Origin of the sequence: Limisphaera ngatamarikiensis, from assembly GCF_011044775.1 — a bacterium.
GTDB classification, from domain to species: Bacteria; Verrucomicrobiota; Verrucomicrobiia; order Limisphaerales; family Limisphaeraceae; genus Limisphaera; species Limisphaera ngatamarikiensis.
On the sequence record NZ_JAAKYA010000012.1, the window covers coordinates 1 to 18,398 of the forward strand.

Below are 18,398 nucleotides of genomic sequence, written 5' to 3' on the forward strand. Positions count from 1 at the left end.
CGGCCGTGGGGCCGGGTGGGGCTGCTGCGGGCCCGGGCGCGGAGGGCGGGGCGGGGGAGGGGAAGGCCACGCTGTTGGTGGTGACCTGGGCCAGGAGCACGTCCAGTTGCAGCTCGTGCAGGATGGCCTCGGCGACCTGGTCGCCGAGGAGCTTGTCAAAATCCATGCGGGCAAAACGGACTCTTTGCTCGGCGGCGGCGATGTCGGTGAGGTTTTGGTTGAGCTGGATCTGGTAGTTTTGTTCCGCGTCGGCCAGACTGGCGACGGCGTTTTGGTACTGGATTTCCTGCTGAACGAGCTGCTTTTCGATTTCGGACGAATCGAGCTCGACGAGGATTTTCCCCTGTCGGACGTCTTCTTCGGTCACCAGGTAACCCTCCTCGACGATGCGGAGGATCTTGGTGCCCTGGAAGCCGACGCGCACCTCGCATTTGATCTCCTGGCTTTCCAGGGCTTCGATGCTGCCGGATTCGACCACGCTGATTTCCAGCGGGCCGCGGCGCACGGCAAAGGTGGGGCCGGAGACATCCGCGCCCGGGCGCGGGCGGTTCCACCAGGCGAGGATGAGCAGCGTGAGGGTCGCGGTCACCACCCAGCGCAGGCGGGGTTGTCGCCACCACGACCGCAGCAGTTCACGGAAGCTGGACATGGGTTACCTCCTGCCATTGACCGCGGTCCTTGATGTAGAGGATGCCGAGGTTGTTCCAGAATTGTAAGCGCGCGATGGTGTGGGCCACCAGGGCCTGGGTTCGCTGGTTGCGGGAGTTGACCAGGTCGTTCTGGGCGTCCACGAGGTCCTGGGCGCGGGCTCGACCCAGTTCGGCCAGGAGGTTTTGTTCGTCCACCCGTCGCTCGGCCAGGCGCACGCCGATCTCGCTGATTTCGTAGTTGCGTTTGGCCTGGTCGAGGGCGCGCCAGCTGTCGCGGACCTGGAGTTTGATTTCGTCCACGAGTTGTTCCACGCGCCGGGCGGCCTGGTCGCGGGCGATGAGCGCGGCGCGATAAGCGTTGCGTTCGCTGGTCTTGTCCAGACCCGGGTCAATGTCCAGTCCGGCGGCATAGCTGTAGCGCCCGGGGTCGGGCAGGACCAGCCCGGTGGTGTCGTCGGGGTCGCTGCGGAGGGTGACCGAGCCGGTGAGGTCGACGCGCGGCTTGAGCATGTTGGCTGCCAACTGGACCTTGCGTTCGGCGTCCACGAACTGGTCCTGGGCATTTTGGTAGTCGAGGCGGGCGGCCAGCGCGATGCGGATGGAGTCCTCGACGCTGATGTCGGGGTGCCGGATTTGGAGGGACTCCAGTTCGTGGTCGTCCAGGACGAGGGGCGTGTCCAGCGGCAGTCCCAGCTGGAGTTTGAAGTTGTCGAGCGCCTGTTTGTAGCTGCGGACGGCGTTGATCCAGGCGCTTTCTGCGGAGAGTTCCTGCTGGGCCAGCCGGCCGAGGTCGGTCTGTGTCACCCGACCTTCCCCGGCCAGGGCCCGGGTGCGCTCGGCGTTGCGACGGGAGCTCTGGAGGTTAAGCCAGGCATTCCGGACCCGGTCACGCTCGCCCAGCACGTTGTAGTAGGCCGAGGCGATCTGCACACTGAAATCCCGGCGGTACTGCACAAACTCGCGCAGGTCGTAGAGAATCTGGCGTTCGGCCTGGGTGAGGGCCTCCATTTGCTGCATGTAGCCCGCGTCGCGAACGAGGGGCCGGATGAAGGTGGCGGTGAGTTGGGAGGAGGGGCGCTGGCCGCCGCTCAGAAACCGCAGGAAGGAGGTGGTCAGCGACGCGCTGAGCCGGCCCACGTCCCGGATCAACCAGGCCGCCTGGATCTGGCCCGAACCGCTGACGCTGCGTTCTTCGACGAGGTTGTCGCTCAACACGGGGCGCAGTTCGCCGGTGGTCTGATCGAGTTCATAGCGCACGGCCCGTTCGGTTTGGCCGCCGAACCGGCCCTGGCCACTGGCGGAGAACACCGGAACGAAGTTGTGGCGGGTCAGCGTGAGGGACAGCGCCGACAGGTAGAGTTGTTCCTTGCGGGCCTGGTAGGCCCGGCTGTGACTGACGGCCAGGGCGAGCGCGGCCTCCAGGTTGACCCGGCGTGCGCCGCGTTCGTTGATCCCGTCAGGGCCCAGAAATTCCTCCACGGTGTCGTTAATGGGCAGGCTTTCCAGGTCCACCAGATTGGTGCGCTCGAGCGTAAAATCGGGCTCCATGTTGGGCACCAGCGGACCTTTTTCACGGATTACGGCATAGGCGGCGCGGTCGGCTGCCTTTTGGTAGTAGGCTGCGCCGCAACCGGACCCCAGGCAAACCAGGGCTGCCAGCGGTATTGCCAACCCCGAGAGGCGGGCCCACCGGGGCGATAGGGTCCCGCTCCGACCGCTTTGACATGCCGTTTGGTTCATGGTGACCAGGGGCCCTGCATTGTTGGCAGGACGGGTTTTCATCCGGGTCCCGCCCAATGATGAGCCTCCGTGGATGGGCTGTCCATCCCGCGTGCTGGCGTGATGTGCTCGCGAGCCGGAGGGCGGTGACCAGGCCGGGGCTGTGTGAGAAGCGGGTGCTGCAATGCCAACCCGCTGGGGACGAGAGCCGGGCCGGACCTGAAGTTGCGCGCCCGTTGGGGACCCGACGGTGTCGAATCCTGCACCGAACCCCGGGCGATACAGGATTACAATCGCACGCGGCGGACACCTTCGAAGGTGATCTTTACGGGTCGGATGAAGCCGTGTTCGTCGAATTCCATGCGGTCGATACACACCACGCGGTGGTTGGGGTCGCGCTCGCCGAGGGGGCGCCGGTGATAGACGATGTAGTATTCGTCGCGGCCGGGAAGTTTGAGCACGGAATGATGGCCGGCCCCGGTGGCCACGCGGGGGTCTTGTTGCAGGATCTTACCCACCCGCCGGAACGGTCCGAGGGGTGAATCGGCGATCGCGTAGGCGACGGAGTAGTCCGGCCCGGTCCAGCCTCCTTCCGACCACATGAAGTAGTAGCGACCCTGCCGCTGCAGCATGAACGGCCCTTCAACGTAACCCTCGGGTGTGATCTCCTTGTACAGGGTGCCGTCCGGGAAGGGTTCGAGGCCGGTGAAGTCCGGTTTCAACCGCACCACGTTGCAGTGGCGCCAGCCGCCGTAGTACATGTACCACCGGCCGTCTCGATCCCGGAACACGTGCTGGTCGATGGGTTGGGCCCCGTTGTAGAACTTGTCGATCAGGGGCCGACCGAGGTAATCGCGGAAAGGGCCTTCGGGCCGGCTGGCCACTGCGACGCCAATGCCGCCGGGCTCGTCGTTGTTCTGGATGTCGTTGGCGGCGAAAAAGAGGAAGTAACGGCCACGGTGATGGACGACAGAGGGGGCCCACATGGCCCGGTGTGCCCAGCGCACGGCGTTGGTGTCGAGGATGCGCGGGTGCCGGGTCCAGTGGACCAGGTCCGGCGAGGAAAAGGCATCGAAAAAGACCTGTTGATCGTAGGGTGCGGAGTATGTGGGGTAGATCCAGACCCGCCTACCGAAGACGGCCGCCTCGGGGTCGGCATACCAGCCCGGCAGGATGGGGTTGCTTGAGAATTCCGCGGAGGTGGAGGAGTGTCGGGCCGCGCAGGCGGCCAGCCACAGGCAGAGGGCGGACAGGAGGAAAAGGTGGAATTGCCCGGGCAGCCGGGCGAACCAGCCGCGGGGAGGGATTGTAGGTGCGGGATGCAGTCGCCGGGCAACCGCCTGTGCGGGCTGCGGGGTTGTCGGGGTCCGGCCCGGTGAGGGTGCGGGGGTTGCCCCGGCAGGGTGGACCGTATCGGGTTGCATTCGGGGCCTGTAGCGGTTCGGGCGCTGCGTCATGGGGCAGGGCTGGCAGACGCGGCGGGCGTTGCCCGGGCCGGGTCGGTGTGCATCCCGGGGTTATTTGATGACGAGGTCAATGCCGTGGCGTTGGAGGGTGGAGCCTTCGGCCTGGGCCAGGAGCGCCAGGGAGCGGCGGTACTGGACCAGGGCGCTGATCTCATCGGCGCGGGCGGCGGTCAGGTCGCGTTGGAGACGGAGCACAACGAAGCTGGTGCTTTTGCCGCTTTCGAGTTTTTTCTGTTCGGCTTCCAGGGCGGCCTCCGCGTAGGCGCGGGCTTCGCGTGTGGCGGCCACGCGCTCGTAGTTGGCCTGAGCCAGCTTCACGGCGTTGTCGATTTCAATCATGATGTTCTGCTCCATTTTCTTGAGGGCGAGCAGCCGCTGTTCGTACTGGGCCTTGCTGGCGCGGTAGGCGTTCAGGGCGGAGCGGTTGCCCAGCGGATAGCTGATCTGGCCGCCCACGAACCAGCTGGGCTGGTCGCGGTCCTTGATGTCGCCGAAGACGCCGCTGAATTCGGGTGTGGAACCGGAATACGCACCGCCGACGCGCAGGTCCACCTGGGGATACAATTCGTTGCGATTGATTTTCACCTGGATGCCCTGTTGTTCGAGGTCGAGCTGCGCCTGGAGAAAGTCCGGGCGCAGGGTGAGCCCTTTGGACCAGCTGTCCTGGACGTCGAGGATGGGGGGCGGCGCGTCCAGTTCTTCCAGGGGTTCGAGCCGGACGTGGGCCCAGGTGGCAAAATCATCCGTCAGGATTTGTTTCAGGTTGTTTTCGAGCACGGCCAGGTTGCGCTGGGCGGCGATGAGATCGGCCCGGCGCGCGGCCACGTCGGCTTCGGCCTGTTTTTCGTCCAGCGGGGCCAGGGCGCCCACCTCAACCCGTTTACGGTTTTCGGCCAGCAGTTGTTCGGACAATTGAAGGGCCATTTGCTGGACCTTGACGTTCTCGTAGGCGGCCTTGAGGTCGTAGTAGGCCAGTTCCACCCGGGTAACGATGTCAATCATGCGCGCCCGGAGGGCGTGTTCGCTCCATTTGAGGCGATTCTTGAGGATTTGGATGCGGAGCCGGGTGGGGTTGTACCAGAAATCCCTCAGCAACGGCTGGGTGACGCTGATGCTCACGGCGCCACTGCTGTCGGAGTAGGGGAACTCGAGGATGTTGAGGTTGGTGTCCACGCCGTATCGGATGCCGTCGGTGTCGCGCGCGGACAGGGTTACGTTGTAGAGTGTACCCCACGGGAGCAGGCCACTGAGGGTGGTTCGGAAGCTGTTCACATCCTGCTCGCGGCCGGGGAGGAGGAAGGTGCCTTCCAGCAGAGTGGAGCCGGCCTTGCTATAGTCGTGCTGGCCGGATGCACTGAGGACGGGGTCGTAGGCGCCGTAGCCGGAGCGCAGGTTGAAGAGAGCCAGCTCGGGGTTGTAGCGCTCGATCCGCAGGTCCAGGTTGTGCTCGAGCGAATGTTGGATGCAATCGGTAAGCGACCAGCGTCGCACTTCCCTTTGGACTTCCTGGGCACCCGCGAACGTGCAGCCCGCGCACAGCCAGATCGCAATCCACCTTGTTTTCATCGGGCCTCCAGCTTGCGTCAGGGCCGGGCAAAACGTCAAAGGCAAATCGGGCCGCCGGCCCGGTTGGTGGACGGCCCGGTGTCTCCGCCCGGGGCGTGCGGTGCCAATCTGCCGTTGCGGGCTTGGTGGTGACCGAGCCCGATGAGGGATCGAATGCAGCGATGGGAGTTTGCGTCCGAGATCGGGACGGGTAGAGTTGAACGCGTGGCGCGCGGACGCGATGGCTTCGGGTCCGGTGCGCCATGAACCAGGTAATGGGTCCCAACCATGAAACCATCGAACTCAGGCAAGGTCAGTCGTCGTCGTTTCCTCCAACACAGTGTGGCTGCCACCGGTTTAATGATTTTGCCGGCCCGGGTGCTCGGGCTGGACGGCGGTCCTTCGGCCAACAACCGGCTCAACATCGCCGGCATCGGGATTGGCGGGCAGGGTGCTGCCAATCTCCGGCAGATGGAATCCGAGAACATTGTGGCGCTCTGCGACGTGGACGAGCGGCATGCGGCCCATGTGTTTCAGCGTTACCCGAAGGCCCGGCGCTTCAGGGACTACCGCAAGATGCTGGATGAGATGAAGGAGATTGACGCGGTGGTCATTGCCACGCCCGACCATCATCACGCGTTTGCGGCCATGGAAGCGATCCGGCGCGGCAAACACGTGTATTGCGAGAAACCGTTGACCCACTCGGTTTGGGAGGCGCGGCGGCTGGCCGAGGCGGCCCGCCAGGCCAGGGTGGTGACCCAGATGGGCAACCAGGGCCAGGCCTCGGAGGAGACGCGGGCCTTGTGCGAGGCGGTCTGGGCCGGGGCGATCGGGCCGGTGCGCGAGGTCCATATCTGGACGGACCGGCCTTCGCGGGGGTTGTTTGAGGAGTACTGGCCGCAGGGGATTGACCGGCCCAGGGAGACGCCGCCGGTGCCGGAGGGGTTGGACTGGGATCTTTGGTTGGGACCGGCGCCGGCCCGGCCGTATCATCCGGTTTATGCGCCGTTCCGCTGGCGGGGCTGGTGGGATTTCGGGACGGGAGCGCTGGGGGACATCGGGTGCCATGCGATGGATCCGGTGTTTCGTGCTTTGAAACTCGGGGCACCGCTGATCGTGCAGGGGTCATCCACCCGCGTGAACGCCGAGACCTACCCGCTGGGGTCCATGATCACCTATGAGTTCCCCGCCCGGGACGCCTCGGTCCAGTCCCACAACCCGCATATCCGGGGATTAACAGGCCGCGGCGCCGGGGGGATTGCCATGCCGCCGTGCAAAGTGGTCTGGTACGATGGAGGGCTGCGGCCGCCCCGGCCGGCCGGCCTGCCGGACGGGCATTTGCTCGGCGACAACGGCCGCCTGTTGATCGGGGACGAAGGGTTCATCCTGGGCAACCGGATTTACCCCTTGGAACGCGCCAAGGAGGTCGCTGAGATTCCCAAAACAATCCCGCGCTCGCCGGGCCACTACATCGAGTGGATCCAGGCCTGCAAGGGCGGGCCGGCGCCCGGATCTAACTTCGACTGGGCCGGTCCCCTGACCGAGACCGTGTTGTTGGGCAACATCACCTTGCGCGTGCAATTGCGGGAAGATCTGACGCGATTTGCCCTCCGCTGGGATCCAGTCGCCTTCCGTTTCACGAATCTCGAGGAGGCCAATGCCTTTCTGAGGAGGGAATACCGGGCCGGCTGGACCTTGTGATGGTCCGGGCACGGGCTGTCTTGAAGCCCGGTGTCCGGTACACCGTTGGTTCTGGTCGGGGTTGAGGGTTGGCCGCGATTCAGATGAAGATCCGGTCCGAGGGTGGCTTCCGTTTCCACTCTGGGTGGGTCGGCGGGCCGATTCTTCTCTGCGAGCAGGCTGCGGGGTTTGGGCACGGGCTGTTAATTGGGTCTCCACATGGAGTGTTCGACGGAAAGGTAGAGGAAGAGGCCGTAATCCGCTGCGGCGCCATTCAGTCCCACCGGCGCCGCCAGACCGAAAACCACCTGGACATCGCGCGGCAGGTTGAGGGCATAACGGACACCGGGCGAGAGGATGGACCGCCAACGATGGTGGAGCTGTCCGAGGGCGTCGGGGGTATGTTCCCACCGGCCGACCCACTCGATTAACAGGTGCAGATCGTTTCGGACCGCCCAGATTGCGCTGGCCGCCAGTTGGTAGTGGATCAGGTCGCGGTCGTTGGCTGAGGCGGCGTCCGGCAGCGCGGTCAACCCGGCGTTTGCATGGAATGCGAGGGCGTCGCCGACGATTGTGCTGAAGGGCAGGTTGAACTCGGCGCCCAGCGTATCGTCGCCGAGGCCGCGGTCGGCGTCGCCCGTGGGCAGGATCAGGCTGACGCGCGGGGCCAATGCTGTCCACCGTTCGCGGTTCAACCAGACCTGGCGCCGGTAGTTGAGCATCAGGTCGCCCCATCCATCGGTCCAGATCCCTTGTTCGCGCATGAAGACGTAGGGCAGGGTGAAGCTGAGCTGGTTGGCCTGGTCGGGCACGGGCCATTCCTGGGTGAAGGTCAGGTACCATGTGTGGGAGTCGGGCCCCGATTGTCGGTCGACTTCGTGATGGGCGGTCAGAATGTGCTGCACCACGCCGGGCTCCTGGTTGTAGGCTTCTTCGACGAAGAACGAGTTGTCCATGATACCGGCTGCCCGGGGCTCGGCCCGGGTTGCCAAGCTCCCGGACCATAGAAAGCACGCAAGCAGCACCAGGTGCGCACCGTGAAAGAACGGAGCGGTTCGCTCGGACACGGTATGCAGGGCACAAACGGGATTTCGAAGGCGTTCCAAAGACCGGCTCTCAGCTACGGACAGTGGCTGCATGATTTTGTCCCCGTTCATTGACACTCGCCGAGGGCGATGCCCGACCCGATGGGGTTTGGCGGTCTCGCCCGCGGTTTGACCGTACCCGCTGCGGGCCAGGGCGAACTGGTTGCTTTGCCACCGGCGCTTTACTTCCCGCACCCGGCGGGTCGGACGCAGTTTGAATGCCTGCGGCCCCGGGTTCAAGCGGATTGCACCGGTTGCGATACCAATGCTGATCCTGCAGCCATGCGGCTGGAGGGTGGGGCCGCCGGGGGGCATGGGAGATCATGTCGTCCGCGGATGCCAACGTTCCAGGTTCAAAGGCGGATTGCAGGCTGGTCGTCAGGCTTCCGGATGGCAGGGAATCTTAGGAGCGGCAGGGACGGTATTGAAAGGGCAGCCGAGCGGTTTTTGGTGCCGGGGAGACCCTGCGGGTTGGGCCGACCCGGCGCGGGTGCGGGCGGCGCGGCGGCAGTCCGGTAAGTTGGGCGTCTGCCGCAACCACGTGGGGTGCAGGTCTCCCGGTTGTCGGTCCCACCGACCGGTGGTCTGAATGGCACCTTTCCGGAAACCGGGCAGAGCACCTTGCAGCGGGGGTGAGGCTCGACTAGCTTGGGCTCCGTGAGTGAAGCGGAGAAACCGTGCGAGTTTCTGGAAGGTGCCTGTTCGGAGCCCGGCGTATGTCCATTGAGTCGAATGGCCGAGGGGGCCGAGGTTTGCATCCGCCAGTTGTTGGCCACGCCGGAGGTGCGGGCGCGATTGCGGGAGATGGGCTTGGGCGAAAGCCAGCGGATTCGCATCATCAGTCGCCAGGTCAACTTTATTTGTCAGGTTTGCAACGCCCGGCTGGGGATCAGTGAGGAGGTGGCCCAGGCCATCCTGGTCGAGCCGGTGCGGAATGAGTCGTCCACGGATCCAGCGCATGGTTGAAACGCTGCCCTCTTTGGTTTCGCTGCCTCCCGGTTCCTGTGCGGTGGTGGCTGAGATCCGGCTGCCGCCGGCGGAGGCACGTCGGTTGATGGAATTGGGCCTGGTTCCCGGGACCCCCGTGGAGGTGGTGCGGTACGCACTGCTGCAGGACCCGGTGGAGATCCGGGTGCGGGGTTCCTGCCTGAGTTTGCCCCGGCAGGAGGCCGAGGCCATTCGGGTGCGGTTGTCTGACGGGACCTGAGCCATGGCGTCCGCAAACCGAACTGCGGTATCGGGCCCTGCGGGCCGAGCGGCCTCCACTGCCGTCCGGTACGTGTTCATCACCGGTAATCCCAATTGCGGGAAGACCACCGTGTTTAACGCCCTGACGGGCCTGCGGGCCAAGGTCGGCAACTATGCGGGCGTGACGGTGGAACGGAAGGAAGGACCGCTGCGGGGTACGCGGAAGGATCAGCCGGTGCGGGTTTTGGACCTGCCCGGGACGTACAGTCTCAGTCCGCATTCCCTGGACGAGCAGATTGCGCGCGACGTCCTGCTGGGGCGGCTGCCCGAACTGCCGCCGCCTTCGGTGATCGTGGTGGTGGTCGACGCGTCCAATCTGCAGCGCAACCTCTATTTTGCGACGCAGGTGATCGAGTTGGGGCACCCCACCGTGGTGGCTTTGAACATGATGGACGTGGCGGCGGCCATGGGCCTGAGGGTGGATCCTGACACACTCAGCAGGCGATTGGGCGTGCCGGTGGTGCCGGTTGTCGCCAGTACCGGCGAGGGGATTCCCCAACTGCGCGAACGGATCCTGGCGCTGCTGGAAACGCCCGAGCCGCCGGCGCAACGCCGGTTCCCCATCCTGCCCGAGCCCATGGTGCAGGAGGCGCAAAAGCTGGCGGCGTTGCTGACCTGGACCTATCAGGAGCGCCGGGTCCAGGCCGATGCCGAGGCCCTGCTGTTGCTGAGCACCGAGCAGGCCCTGGCATCCAGCCAGAGCCACTACACGCCCGGCATCCAGCAGGCGGTGGCGGCAGCGCGGCGGCGTTTGGAAGAGGCCGGTGTGGACTGGCGCAGCGTCGTCATCGAGGCCCGGTATCGGGCCGTGGCGGAAATCGAGGCCGCCGCGGTCACGCGTGTCGGGTCGCCAAGGGAGACCTGGAGCGACCGGGCCGACCGCGTCGTCACCCACCGCGTCTGGGGTACGCTGATTTTCCTCGGGCTCATGGCGCTGATGTTCCAATGCATTTTCGTCTTTGCGCGGATTCCCATGGAAGCGCTGCAGGGTGCCGTGGATGCCCTGGGAGGCTGGGTGGGCCGGACGCTGCCGCCGGGCGATTTGACCAGTCTGTTGACGGACGGCGTGATTGCGGGTGTGGGCGCCGTGGTGGTGTTTTTGCCGCAGATCCTGTTGTTGTTCCTGTTCCTCGGGTTTTTGGAGGACACGGGTTACATGGCGCGGGCGGCGTTCCTCATGGACCGGCTGATGAGCAAGGTGGGGTTGCACGGCAAAAGTTTCATCCCCCTGTTGAGCTCCTTTGCCTGTGCCATCCCGGGTATCATGGCGACCCGGACGATTGAGAACCATCGGGACCGTCTGGTCACCATTCTGATCGCGCCCCTGATGAGCTGTTCGGCGCGCCTGCCGGTGTACACGGTGCTGATTGCAGCCTGCATTCCGCGGCAAAAGGTCCTGGGGGTGTTGGAGTTGCAGGGATTGACCCTGATGGGGATGTACCTGCTGGGGATCGTGGTGGCTCTGGCGCTGGCCTGGGTGTTCAAGAAAACCCTGCTCAGGGGTGAACCGCCGATGTTGATTCTGGAACTGCCGCCCTACCGACGGCCCGTGTTGAAGGTGGTGCTGCATCACATGTGGGAGCGGTCCAAGGTCTTTTTGCAGCGGGCCGGCACGGTGATTCTGGCGATCAACATCCTGTTGTGGTTTTTGGCCACGTACCCCCGGAGCCATGAAATGGAGAGCGCCTTTACCAAGCAGCGCGAGTCCATTGAAGCGGAGCTGGCCCTGGTGGAGCCCTCGCATGCCGGTGAGGTGACCGGACCCGATGGGGCATTGCCCGGGGAGGATGCGCTTGAAAGGATCGAACAGTTGCGTGCGCGATTGGAGCAGGTGGAGACCGAACGGGCAGCAGCCCGACTTCGATACAGTTTTGCCGGGCGCCTCGGGCATCTGATTGAGCCCGTCATTGCACCGCTGGGATTCGACTGGAAGATCGGCATCGGCATCATCACCTCGTTTGCGGCGCGTGAGGTGTTCGTCAGCACCATGTCGGTGGTGTACAACGTCGGTGGTCAGGTGGGGTCGAACGACGAGGTGGGGAATCTGGCGCGGGTCATGCAGCAGCAGACGCGGCCGGACGGTACACCCCTGTACACGCCTCTGTTGGGGATGTCGCTGATGGTGTTTTACGTCTTTGCATTGCAGTGCGCCTCCACGGTGGCGATTGTCCGGCGGGAGACGAATACCTGGCGCTGGGCGGCTTTTCAGTGGTGTTATCTGGGTGTGCTTGCGTGGCTGAGCTCGTTTTTGGTCTGGCAGGTGGGGCGGCTCCTGGGTTGGGGTTGATCGGAAGCAGGCGGCAGGCGGCCGGGCAACACGGAGCCGGCCTTTCAGAAATTTTTCAATTAAAGGCACTTGACGCAGTTGCCGGAGGACGCTAGGGATAGAGCAGACATGCACCAAAGAGGTCGAGGAACCATGAAGACGAACCAAGCACGACTCCCGGTAGTGGCCCTTGCGGCTTTTGCCATCGGAACCTTCACCGGTTTCACAGCACCGATTGAAACGTCCGCTGCCCGTTCTGCCCTCAAGAATGTGCCCGTGGCGGAGTTGCCCGCCCGGGCTGCGCAACTTCTGGTCTCCGTGAGCGAGGAGGACCAGGTTGCCAGTGCGGTGAACGTGGTGGCTGCCGCTCATGCGGTCCGACCGGCGGCCACGGTCGCCGTGGTGGGCGCGGTGGCCCGCCAGGTCCCGGCCGCGGCACCTGCGGTGGCGGTGAAGGCCGTGAGCCTGCAGCGAAACGCGAAAGCCGATTACGTGGATCAGGTGGCTGCTGCGGCCGCAGCTGCAGCACCCCAGCAGGCGGCTGCGGTGGTTGAGGCGCTTTGCAAAGCTGTGCCCCAGCATTACGTCGTGGTGGCTTCGGCCGTTGCCTCGGCCGTGCCCCAGGCCAGGGAGCAGATTCTGGCCGCACTGACCCGTGCCCTGCCCGGATTGCAGCCCTTTGTTGACCAGGCGCGCAGTCGGCTGGGCTCTGAAGCCACGGTGGCGGCCTTGCTCCAGCACGCCAACGTCATGGTGACAGCTGCCGCCCAGGCAGCGCGCACGAAACCGGAGCTCGTACTGGCTGGTGGTCCCGGTACGGCCAACGGGCCTGTTCCGCCCCCCACTTATGGGCCTCCCTTCACGCCGCTGCCGCCGGGTGATGTGACGACCATCACGCGGTCCACCACACGCGTGGCCAAGCCGGGTGAGGGCCGCGACTATTCAACGCCGTGATTTGACCTCACAGAGGTGCTTGTGCGCCGCCGACGGTTTGGACCGTCGGCGGTTTCGTTTTCAGGTCCTTTCCAAACGTGATCCTCCCTGGCAGGGACGGATTTCGGCTGGTCAGGTTTCCCAGGTGGGCGGTCGGGGCCGTGGCGCTGGGGAGACACGGCGCCGGGGCGTCTCCGACATGCGTGAATTGGCTCCGTGGTGTGCGCCTCCGGCAAAGGCGTTGAGGCGGCTGTTTAGAAGGCCTGAGGTGCGAGGTACAGCGTGGCCCCGGGGCGGTCCACCTCTCGGGGGGTGAAGGTCATGGGATCCGGAGTTATCGGGCGCCACGGAGGTCGGGCGCAAGCGTGCCGTGGCGATGGATACGGTCCTGCGCGGTCTTTGGGCAGGGCGGCCCTGTAAGGGAGGTCTTAGGGGGCAGGACCGGACCTGGCGAAGTCATTGGTCAACCGCGGACGTAGATGGGTTGTTTGATCGGGTTGATGGCGGCAAAGTTGCGCAGGCGCTGCAGCACCACGGGGGTGAGTTCCGTGCCGTTCTTCAATACCAGAAGCCCTTCTTCGGTCTCGACGTCGCTGGCCAGGACCTGTCCCACGGTGAGTTCTTCGAGGGAACGCGGCCGGATGGGTGCCTCGTCCACGGCAGCCTTTTGCAGGAACACGTCGAAACAAGCGGCTGCACTTTGCAAAACGCGGGGGTCGTAGCATCCGGACCGTTCCTGCAGCCGGGCCAGCGCTTCGGCGCGGTTGCCGGTTTCCTGCTCGAGCATGACCATGTCGCGCAGGACGCGAAAGACCCGTGCCGGCATGGGGATGTCCTCTCCGGCGATTCGTTCCGGTGGGGAGCCCGATCCGTCGTAGTTTTTGTTTTGATAGCGAAGGATGGCGGCCACGCTTTCGAGCCTTGGGATGTGGGCCAGCAGATTGGCCCCCATTTCAGGCGCGCGATCCACCAGGTCCTGTTCCCTGGCGTCGAGCGACTCGCCGTTGACCAGTTTGTTCAAAAGCGATGTGGGCAGGGTGGTGTAACCCAGGGGGAACAACAGGGCCGCCGCCTCAAGGTCCCAGGATTGTTTCAGGTGGAAAAAGGCCGCGTAATCCCGGACTGCCTGGCGCAAGGGTTGGGTGATCTGAAAGGCCTTCGGATACAGGCTGGAAAGAATTTCGGTGAGCACCCGGATGGCGCCATTGAGAGTGCGTTCCAGCAGTTCGCGCTCGGCCGTGACCATCTGGTAATGGTGAAGTGCGGCCTGGAGGGTTTGGGCCAGGATTTCGGCCGGGCACGGCTTGTTGAGGAAGCGGAAGACATGCCCGCGATTGACCGCGTCCACGGCGGTTTTCTGCTGGGCGTTGCCCGTGAGCATGATGCGGACGGTGTCGGGGTGGCGCGCCTCCACCTGGACCAGAAGGTCGAGGCCGGTCATCTCGGGCATCTGCATGTCGGCGACGACCACGGCGTAGGGCCCGTTCTTCTCGATCTTGGCCAGTGCCTCGGGTCCGCTGGTGGCGGTGTCCAGTTGGAACCACCCCCGCAGGTTCCGTTGCAACGCAGCCAGCACGTTCGGTTCGTCGTCCACAAGGAGGATTTTTTGGTTCTGGCTCATGATGAGGTGATTGTGGCGAGTTGCTGCTGCCAGAGTTCCACCCGGCCGGCAAGTCCCAGTTTCTGGAGGTAGCCGGCGTCCGGCCCGGAGCAGGTGCCGGGCGGCAGCTCGGCTTCGCAGGGCCGGAGCGTCTCGGCGATGTGGACGGCTGTCAGGGCTCCGAACGATGCCGATCCCGAAGCGTCGGGCGCATGGTGAAACGTGATGGCCTCGACCACGGGATCGGGCAATCCCCACAGCCCCAGCAGGTATCCGGCCACCTCTGCGTGCGTGGTACCGAGCCGGGCTTGTTCGCACTCCGTCAAGGGCCGTTGCTGGCTGGCCGCCTCATGCCAGATGCCCTGATATTCGTCCTTCAAGTTAACGGCCAGGATCAGTTGTCCCAGGTCATGGAGCAGCCCGCCCACGGCTGCCTGTTCCTGGACGGACTCGGGCGCCTCCTCGAACCGTGCCAGGGCCCGTGCCCGGGCGCCCACGTCCAGCGAGTGTTGCCAGATGGGTTCCCAGGGGAACCATGGGATGGCTTCGGCGGGGTATTGCTCGAAGGCGTGCACGGCCAGCACCAGGGTTTTGAGTGTGGCCATGCCAAGGTACTGGACGGCGTCGAAGATGTCGCTGACGGTGTGTGGCAGGCCGAAGAAGGCGGAATTGACCAGTTTGAGGATCTTGGCCGTCATGGCGGGGTCTTTGGCTACAAGGGCCGCGATGTCTTCCAAATTGGCTTCGGGATCCTCGAGCTTGCGGTTCAACTCATGGTAAATCCGGGGCAGACTGGGGAGGCGATCCATGCGCCCCAACAGCTCCCGCAATCCGGGATTGTTCAGGCACGAGCCGGCCAGGGTGGCCCTGCGGACCGCCGATCGCAGCGATTCGGGATCGCACGGCTTGGCCAGGTATTGGTGTGCCAGGCCGATGCATTCGAACACGGCTTGTTCGTCGGCCTGTCCGGAGAGCACCAGGCGCACCGTTTCCGGATAACGACGTTGGACTTCGCGCAGGAGTTCCACGCCGGTCATGCCCGGCATCCGCATGTCGGTGACAAGGACGTCAAAGGGCTGTTGCTCCATCAGGGTGAGGGCTGCGGGGCCGTTGGGGGCAAAGGCCATGTCCCACTCGGACCGAAACCCGCGTAAAGCCCGTCTCAGCCCGTCGAGCACCATGGGCTCATCGTCCACGAACAGGATCCGCAGCCGCTGGTTCATGCCGGGGTGGTTTTCTGTTTTTGCTCCTGTTTTTGCAGCGGGAGGCGCAGGATAAAGGTGGTTCCACGCCCCACCTCCGTCTCGAAATCGATGGTCCCGCCGTGCTTATCCACGATGACATTGCGGACGATGGTCAGGCCCTGCCCGGAGCCGCGCCCGACGGGTTTGGTGGTGAAAAAGGGTTCGAAAATCCGATCCCGAATGGCTTCGGGAATGCCGCAGCCGGTATCGCTGACCCGAATTTCAACCCACGCGCCCTGGCGTCGGGTTTGGATGGTGATCCTGCCCTTGGTGGTCGGATGATGGCCCAGGCGATCGGCGATGGCATGGGCGGCGTTTACGATCAGGTTGAGCATGGCCTGATTGAATTCCCCGGGCAGACAGGGTACGGGTGGCAGGTTGGGATCCAAATCCAGCTCCATGTCGGCCACATACTTCCACTCGTTGCGGGAGACCGTAACGGTGGTTTCGATGGCATGGTTGATGTCGGTGGGCGTCTTTTGCGCCGACCCGGGGTGGGCAAACTCTTTCATGGCCCGGACGATCTTGGTGACGCGTTCCACGCCCTGAAGGGTTTGGTCAATGGCCCGGGGCACTTCCTCCAGCAGGTACTCCAGATCGGCTTCCCTGGCCCGGCGAAGGAGTTCTTCGATCAGTTGCTCACAAGCGCGGGCCGGGTCGGACGAGCTGAGCAGCGACCGAATGGTTTGCAGCAGCCCGCTCATTTGCTGAAAAGCGTCCTGTACGAACCGGGTGTTATCGCCCACGTACTGCATGGGGGTGTTGATCTCATGGGCAATTCCGGCGGCCAATTGTCCGATGGCCTCCATTTTTTGGGCCTGACGGAGCTGGATCTCCATGCGGTTGCGTTCCTCGCGGGCGTTGCGGAGCTCGGTGATGTCCTCTTTCAGGGCCACGAAGTGGTTGATCCGTCCCAGTTCGTCACGAATCGGCGTGATGAGGGCCTGTTCCCAGTACAGCTCGCCATTTTTCTTGCGGTTGAGCAGCTCGCCCCGCCAGATGCGGCCGCCCAGGATGGTGGTCCAGAGTTCGCGGTACACGGCCGGGTCCATTTTGCCGGATTTCAAGATCCTCGGATTCTGCCCCCGAACTTCTTCAAGGGTGTAGCCGGTCATTTCGGTGAACCGGGGGTTTACGTACTCGATGCGGCCCTCGGCGTCGGTGATCAGGACGCCCGTGGGCGACTGCTCGATCACCTGGGAGAGCATGCGGAGCTTGGCTTCCGTTTCCAGGTATGCGGTAATGTCCCGGCCGATGCCCACCAGCCCCACGATCTGGCCGGTTTCGTCCCGCAACGGCAGTTTGGTGGTTTCCAGCCATTGCCGTCCTCCGGCACGGTTGATGATGAGTTCCCGGCGGTTGATCACGGGTTCGCCGTGCAAAATGACCCGCATGTCGTCGGCGTAACAGGAAGCGGCCACGGTTCGGGGCAGCAGGTCGTAATCGGTTTTGCCCAACACCTCTGCCTCCGTTTCGGCCCCCAGAGCTTTCAGGTCGGCCTTGTTGGCCAGGGTCTTTCGCGCCAGGCGATCCTTGACGTAGACGTTGTAGGGCAGGGCGTCGATCAACGTGCGCAGCAAAATTCGCTCCTGCTGAAGTTGCCGCGTCAGGTTTTGTTGCTCCGTAATGTCCCGCAGAATGGCCACCGAGTGGGGCCGGCCATCCAGTTCCACCGGGCTCAACCGCAGTTCGAGGTCCAACCGACGACCGTCGGGCCGCTGAACCGGGCATTCGAAACGGAGCGACCCGGGACGAGCGTCGAGATCGAACAACGGCTTGCCGGTGTCCGGGCGCAACACCTGTTCCGGCCTGCGTCCCAACACGTCCACGGCCTTGATCCCCAGGATTTGTTCGGCTGCCGGGTTCATGAAGACGACCTCTCCAGAACCTTCCAGGACCACAATGCCGTCCATGGCGGCCGCCGCGATGGTCCGGAAACGGGCCTCGGAGTCCTGGAGCGCATGCTCGATGCGTTTTCGCTCGCGCAAGTCGTGTCCGATGAAGGCGTAAAAGGTGGTTGCCCGGGCATCGGAATGATGGACCACCAGCGTGGCTGCCACGGGCACGGCCTGGCCGGCGCCATCCCGGAGTTTGAGCTGGCCCCGCCATTGTCCTGCCTCGGCCACCGTGCTCAGAATCTCCGCGAACACGGGACCGGGCAGATCGGGCCCCAACAGGTCGGTCAGACGGCGTTGCGCCACCTCGGTTTCGCTCCATCCCACCAGCCGAAGTCCGGCCGGATTCAAATAGGCCAGTCGGAGGGACGGCGCTTCGGCCAAGGCCACGACGTCGTTCGAGGCATCCAGGATGACCTTCCAACGATGCTCATGATCGGCGAAACAGGTCTGGTGTTGTCGGAGCCGTTCCATTCGGCCCCGAACGGCGTTCACCAACTGGGCCACGGTGAACGGCTTGGGGAGAAAATCGTCAGCACCCAGGTCCATCGCCTGACGCTGACCGCCCAGACGCACCAGGGACTCGTCGCCGGTCATCAGGATGACCGGCAGATGCTGCAGGGCCGGAGATTGTCGGAGTTCCCGCAAAAAGCCAAAGCCGTCAAGACCGGGCATCTGCACGTCGCAAAGGATCAGGTCGGGACGATGCTCTCGTGCTTTTTCGATGCCCGTCACAGCGTCTTCAGCCTCGATCACCTGCCAACCCTGCTGGCTCAGGATCCTCTGGGCCAGCTTGCGCAGGCTCGGGTCGTCGTCCACGACCAGAATGGTAATCCCTTCTTTCTCCATGCTTGCCTTTCGGGGTCCGCGCGTGGCCGGGCAGATCCGGTCGAAGACGACGCCGGGGGGCGGCCGCGGAACGCCACGGGCGCCACCACCCGAACACCGAAACACCGCCGGCTCGGCCCGCGATCTACGGGCACCCTGGTTTCGGTTATCGGCGGAGCGACGACTTTCTTGAGTGTCGGATGGGGTTGGACGGGGCGGAATGCGCCGGCTCCTTTTGA

12 protein-coding genes and 1 pseudogene are annotated in these 18,398 nt (G+C 64.5%); 5 read left to right on the top strand and 8 right to left on the bottom strand.

The genetic code is table 11. From position 1 onward, the window contains the following. From G4L39_RS01805 to G4L39_RS01820, 4 genes and pseudogenes are all read right to left on the bottom strand, one after another. Positions 1-649: pseudogene (locus G4L39_RS01805) on the bottom strand (hypothetical protein); the annotation flags it as partial. Next, the gene (locus G4L39_RS01810) at positions 633-2,390 is read right to left on the bottom strand and encodes a TolC family protein (RefSeq protein WP_165105458.1); all 1,758 of its coding nucleotides are present in this window, start codon (positions 2,388-2,390) and stop codon (positions 633-635) included. The gene G4L39_RS01810 and the pseudogene G4L39_RS01805, both read right to left, overlap by 17 nt. Positions 2,391-2,656: 266 nt before the next feature. Next, a complete protein-coding gene (locus G4L39_RS01815) occupies positions 2,657-3,793 on the bottom strand; it encodes a glycoside hydrolase family 43 protein (protein ID WP_165105459.1) in 1,137 nt (378 codons plus the stop codon). Between the two features lie 93 nt (positions 3,794-3,886). Next, complete coding sequence (locus G4L39_RS01820) at positions 3,887-5,401, bottom strand: TolC family protein (protein WP_165105460.1); 1,515 nt, start codon at positions 5,399-5,401, stop codon at positions 3,887-3,889. Positions 5,402-5,668: 267 nt separating this feature from the next. Between G4L39_RS01820 and G4L39_RS15305 the strand changes: the two genes are divergently transcribed. Continuing rightward, complete coding sequence (locus tag G4L39_RS15305) at positions 5,669-7,081, top strand: Gfo/Idh/MocA family oxidoreductase (RefSeq protein ID WP_165105462.1); 1,413 nt, start codon at positions 5,669-5,671, stop codon at positions 7,079-7,081. A 182-nt stretch (positions 7,082-7,263) separates the two neighbouring features. Here G4L39_RS15305 and G4L39_RS01830 read toward each other — a convergent pair whose 3' ends face one another. Continuing rightward, a complete protein-coding gene (locus tag G4L39_RS01830) occupies positions 7,264-8,016 on the bottom strand; it encodes a transporter (protein ID WP_165105463.1) in 753 nt (250 codons plus the stop codon). Between the two features lie 786 nt (positions 8,017-8,802). Between G4L39_RS01830 and G4L39_RS01835 the strand changes: the two genes are divergently transcribed. From G4L39_RS01835 to G4L39_RS01850, 4 genes are all read left to right on the top strand, one after another. Continuing rightward, complete coding sequence (locus G4L39_RS01835; protein ID WP_165105465.1) at positions 8,803-9,111, top strand: FeoA domain-containing protein; 309 nt, start codon at positions 8,803-8,805, stop codon at positions 9,109-9,111. Beyond that, complete coding sequence (locus G4L39_RS01840) at positions 9,104-9,352, top strand: FeoA family protein (protein WP_165105466.1); 249 nt, start codon at positions 9,104-9,106, stop codon at positions 9,350-9,352. Before G4L39_RS01835 ends, G4L39_RS01840 begins: the two co-directional genes overlap by 8 nt. 3 nt (positions 9,353-9,355) lie before the next feature. After that, positions 9,356-11,680 carry a ferrous iron transport protein B gene (feoB, locus tag G4L39_RS01845; protein WP_165105468.1) on the top strand — a complete coding sequence of 775 codons (2,325 nt, stop codon included), beginning with the start codon at positions 9,356-9,358 and terminating at the stop codon, positions 11,678-11,680. Between the two features lie 132 nt (positions 11,681-11,812). After that, complete coding sequence (locus G4L39_RS01850; protein ID WP_165105469.1) at positions 11,813-12,613, top strand: hypothetical protein; 801 nt, start codon at positions 11,813-11,815, stop codon at positions 12,611-12,613. A gap of 442 nt (positions 12,614-13,055) precedes the next feature. On the opposite strand, the gene G4L39_RS01855 is transcribed toward G4L39_RS01850, so the two are convergent. The 3 genes from G4L39_RS01855 to G4L39_RS01865 are packed head-to-tail and all read right to left on the bottom strand — an operon-like array spanning position 13,056 to position 18,180. Further along, the gene (locus tag G4L39_RS01855) at positions 13,056-14,213 is read right to left on the bottom strand and encodes an HD domain-containing phosphohydrolase (protein ID WP_165105471.1); all 1,158 of its coding nucleotides are present in this window, start codon (positions 14,211-14,213) and stop codon (positions 13,056-13,058) included. Continuing rightward, positions 14,210-15,415 carry a response regulator gene (locus tag G4L39_RS01860; RefSeq protein ID WP_165105472.1) on the bottom strand — a complete coding sequence of 402 codons (1,206 nt, stop codon included), beginning with the start codon at positions 15,413-15,415 and terminating at the stop codon, positions 14,210-14,212. Before G4L39_RS01860 ends, G4L39_RS01855 begins: the two co-directional genes overlap by 4 nt. After that, positions 15,412-18,180 carry a hybrid sensor histidine kinase/response regulator gene (locus G4L39_RS01865; protein WP_165105474.1) on the bottom strand — a complete coding sequence of 923 codons (2,769 nt, stop codon included), beginning with the start codon at positions 18,178-18,180 and terminating at the stop codon, positions 15,412-15,414. Before G4L39_RS01865 ends, G4L39_RS01860 begins: the two co-directional genes overlap by 4 nt. Between the last annotated feature and the right edge of the window lie 218 nt (positions 18,181-18,398).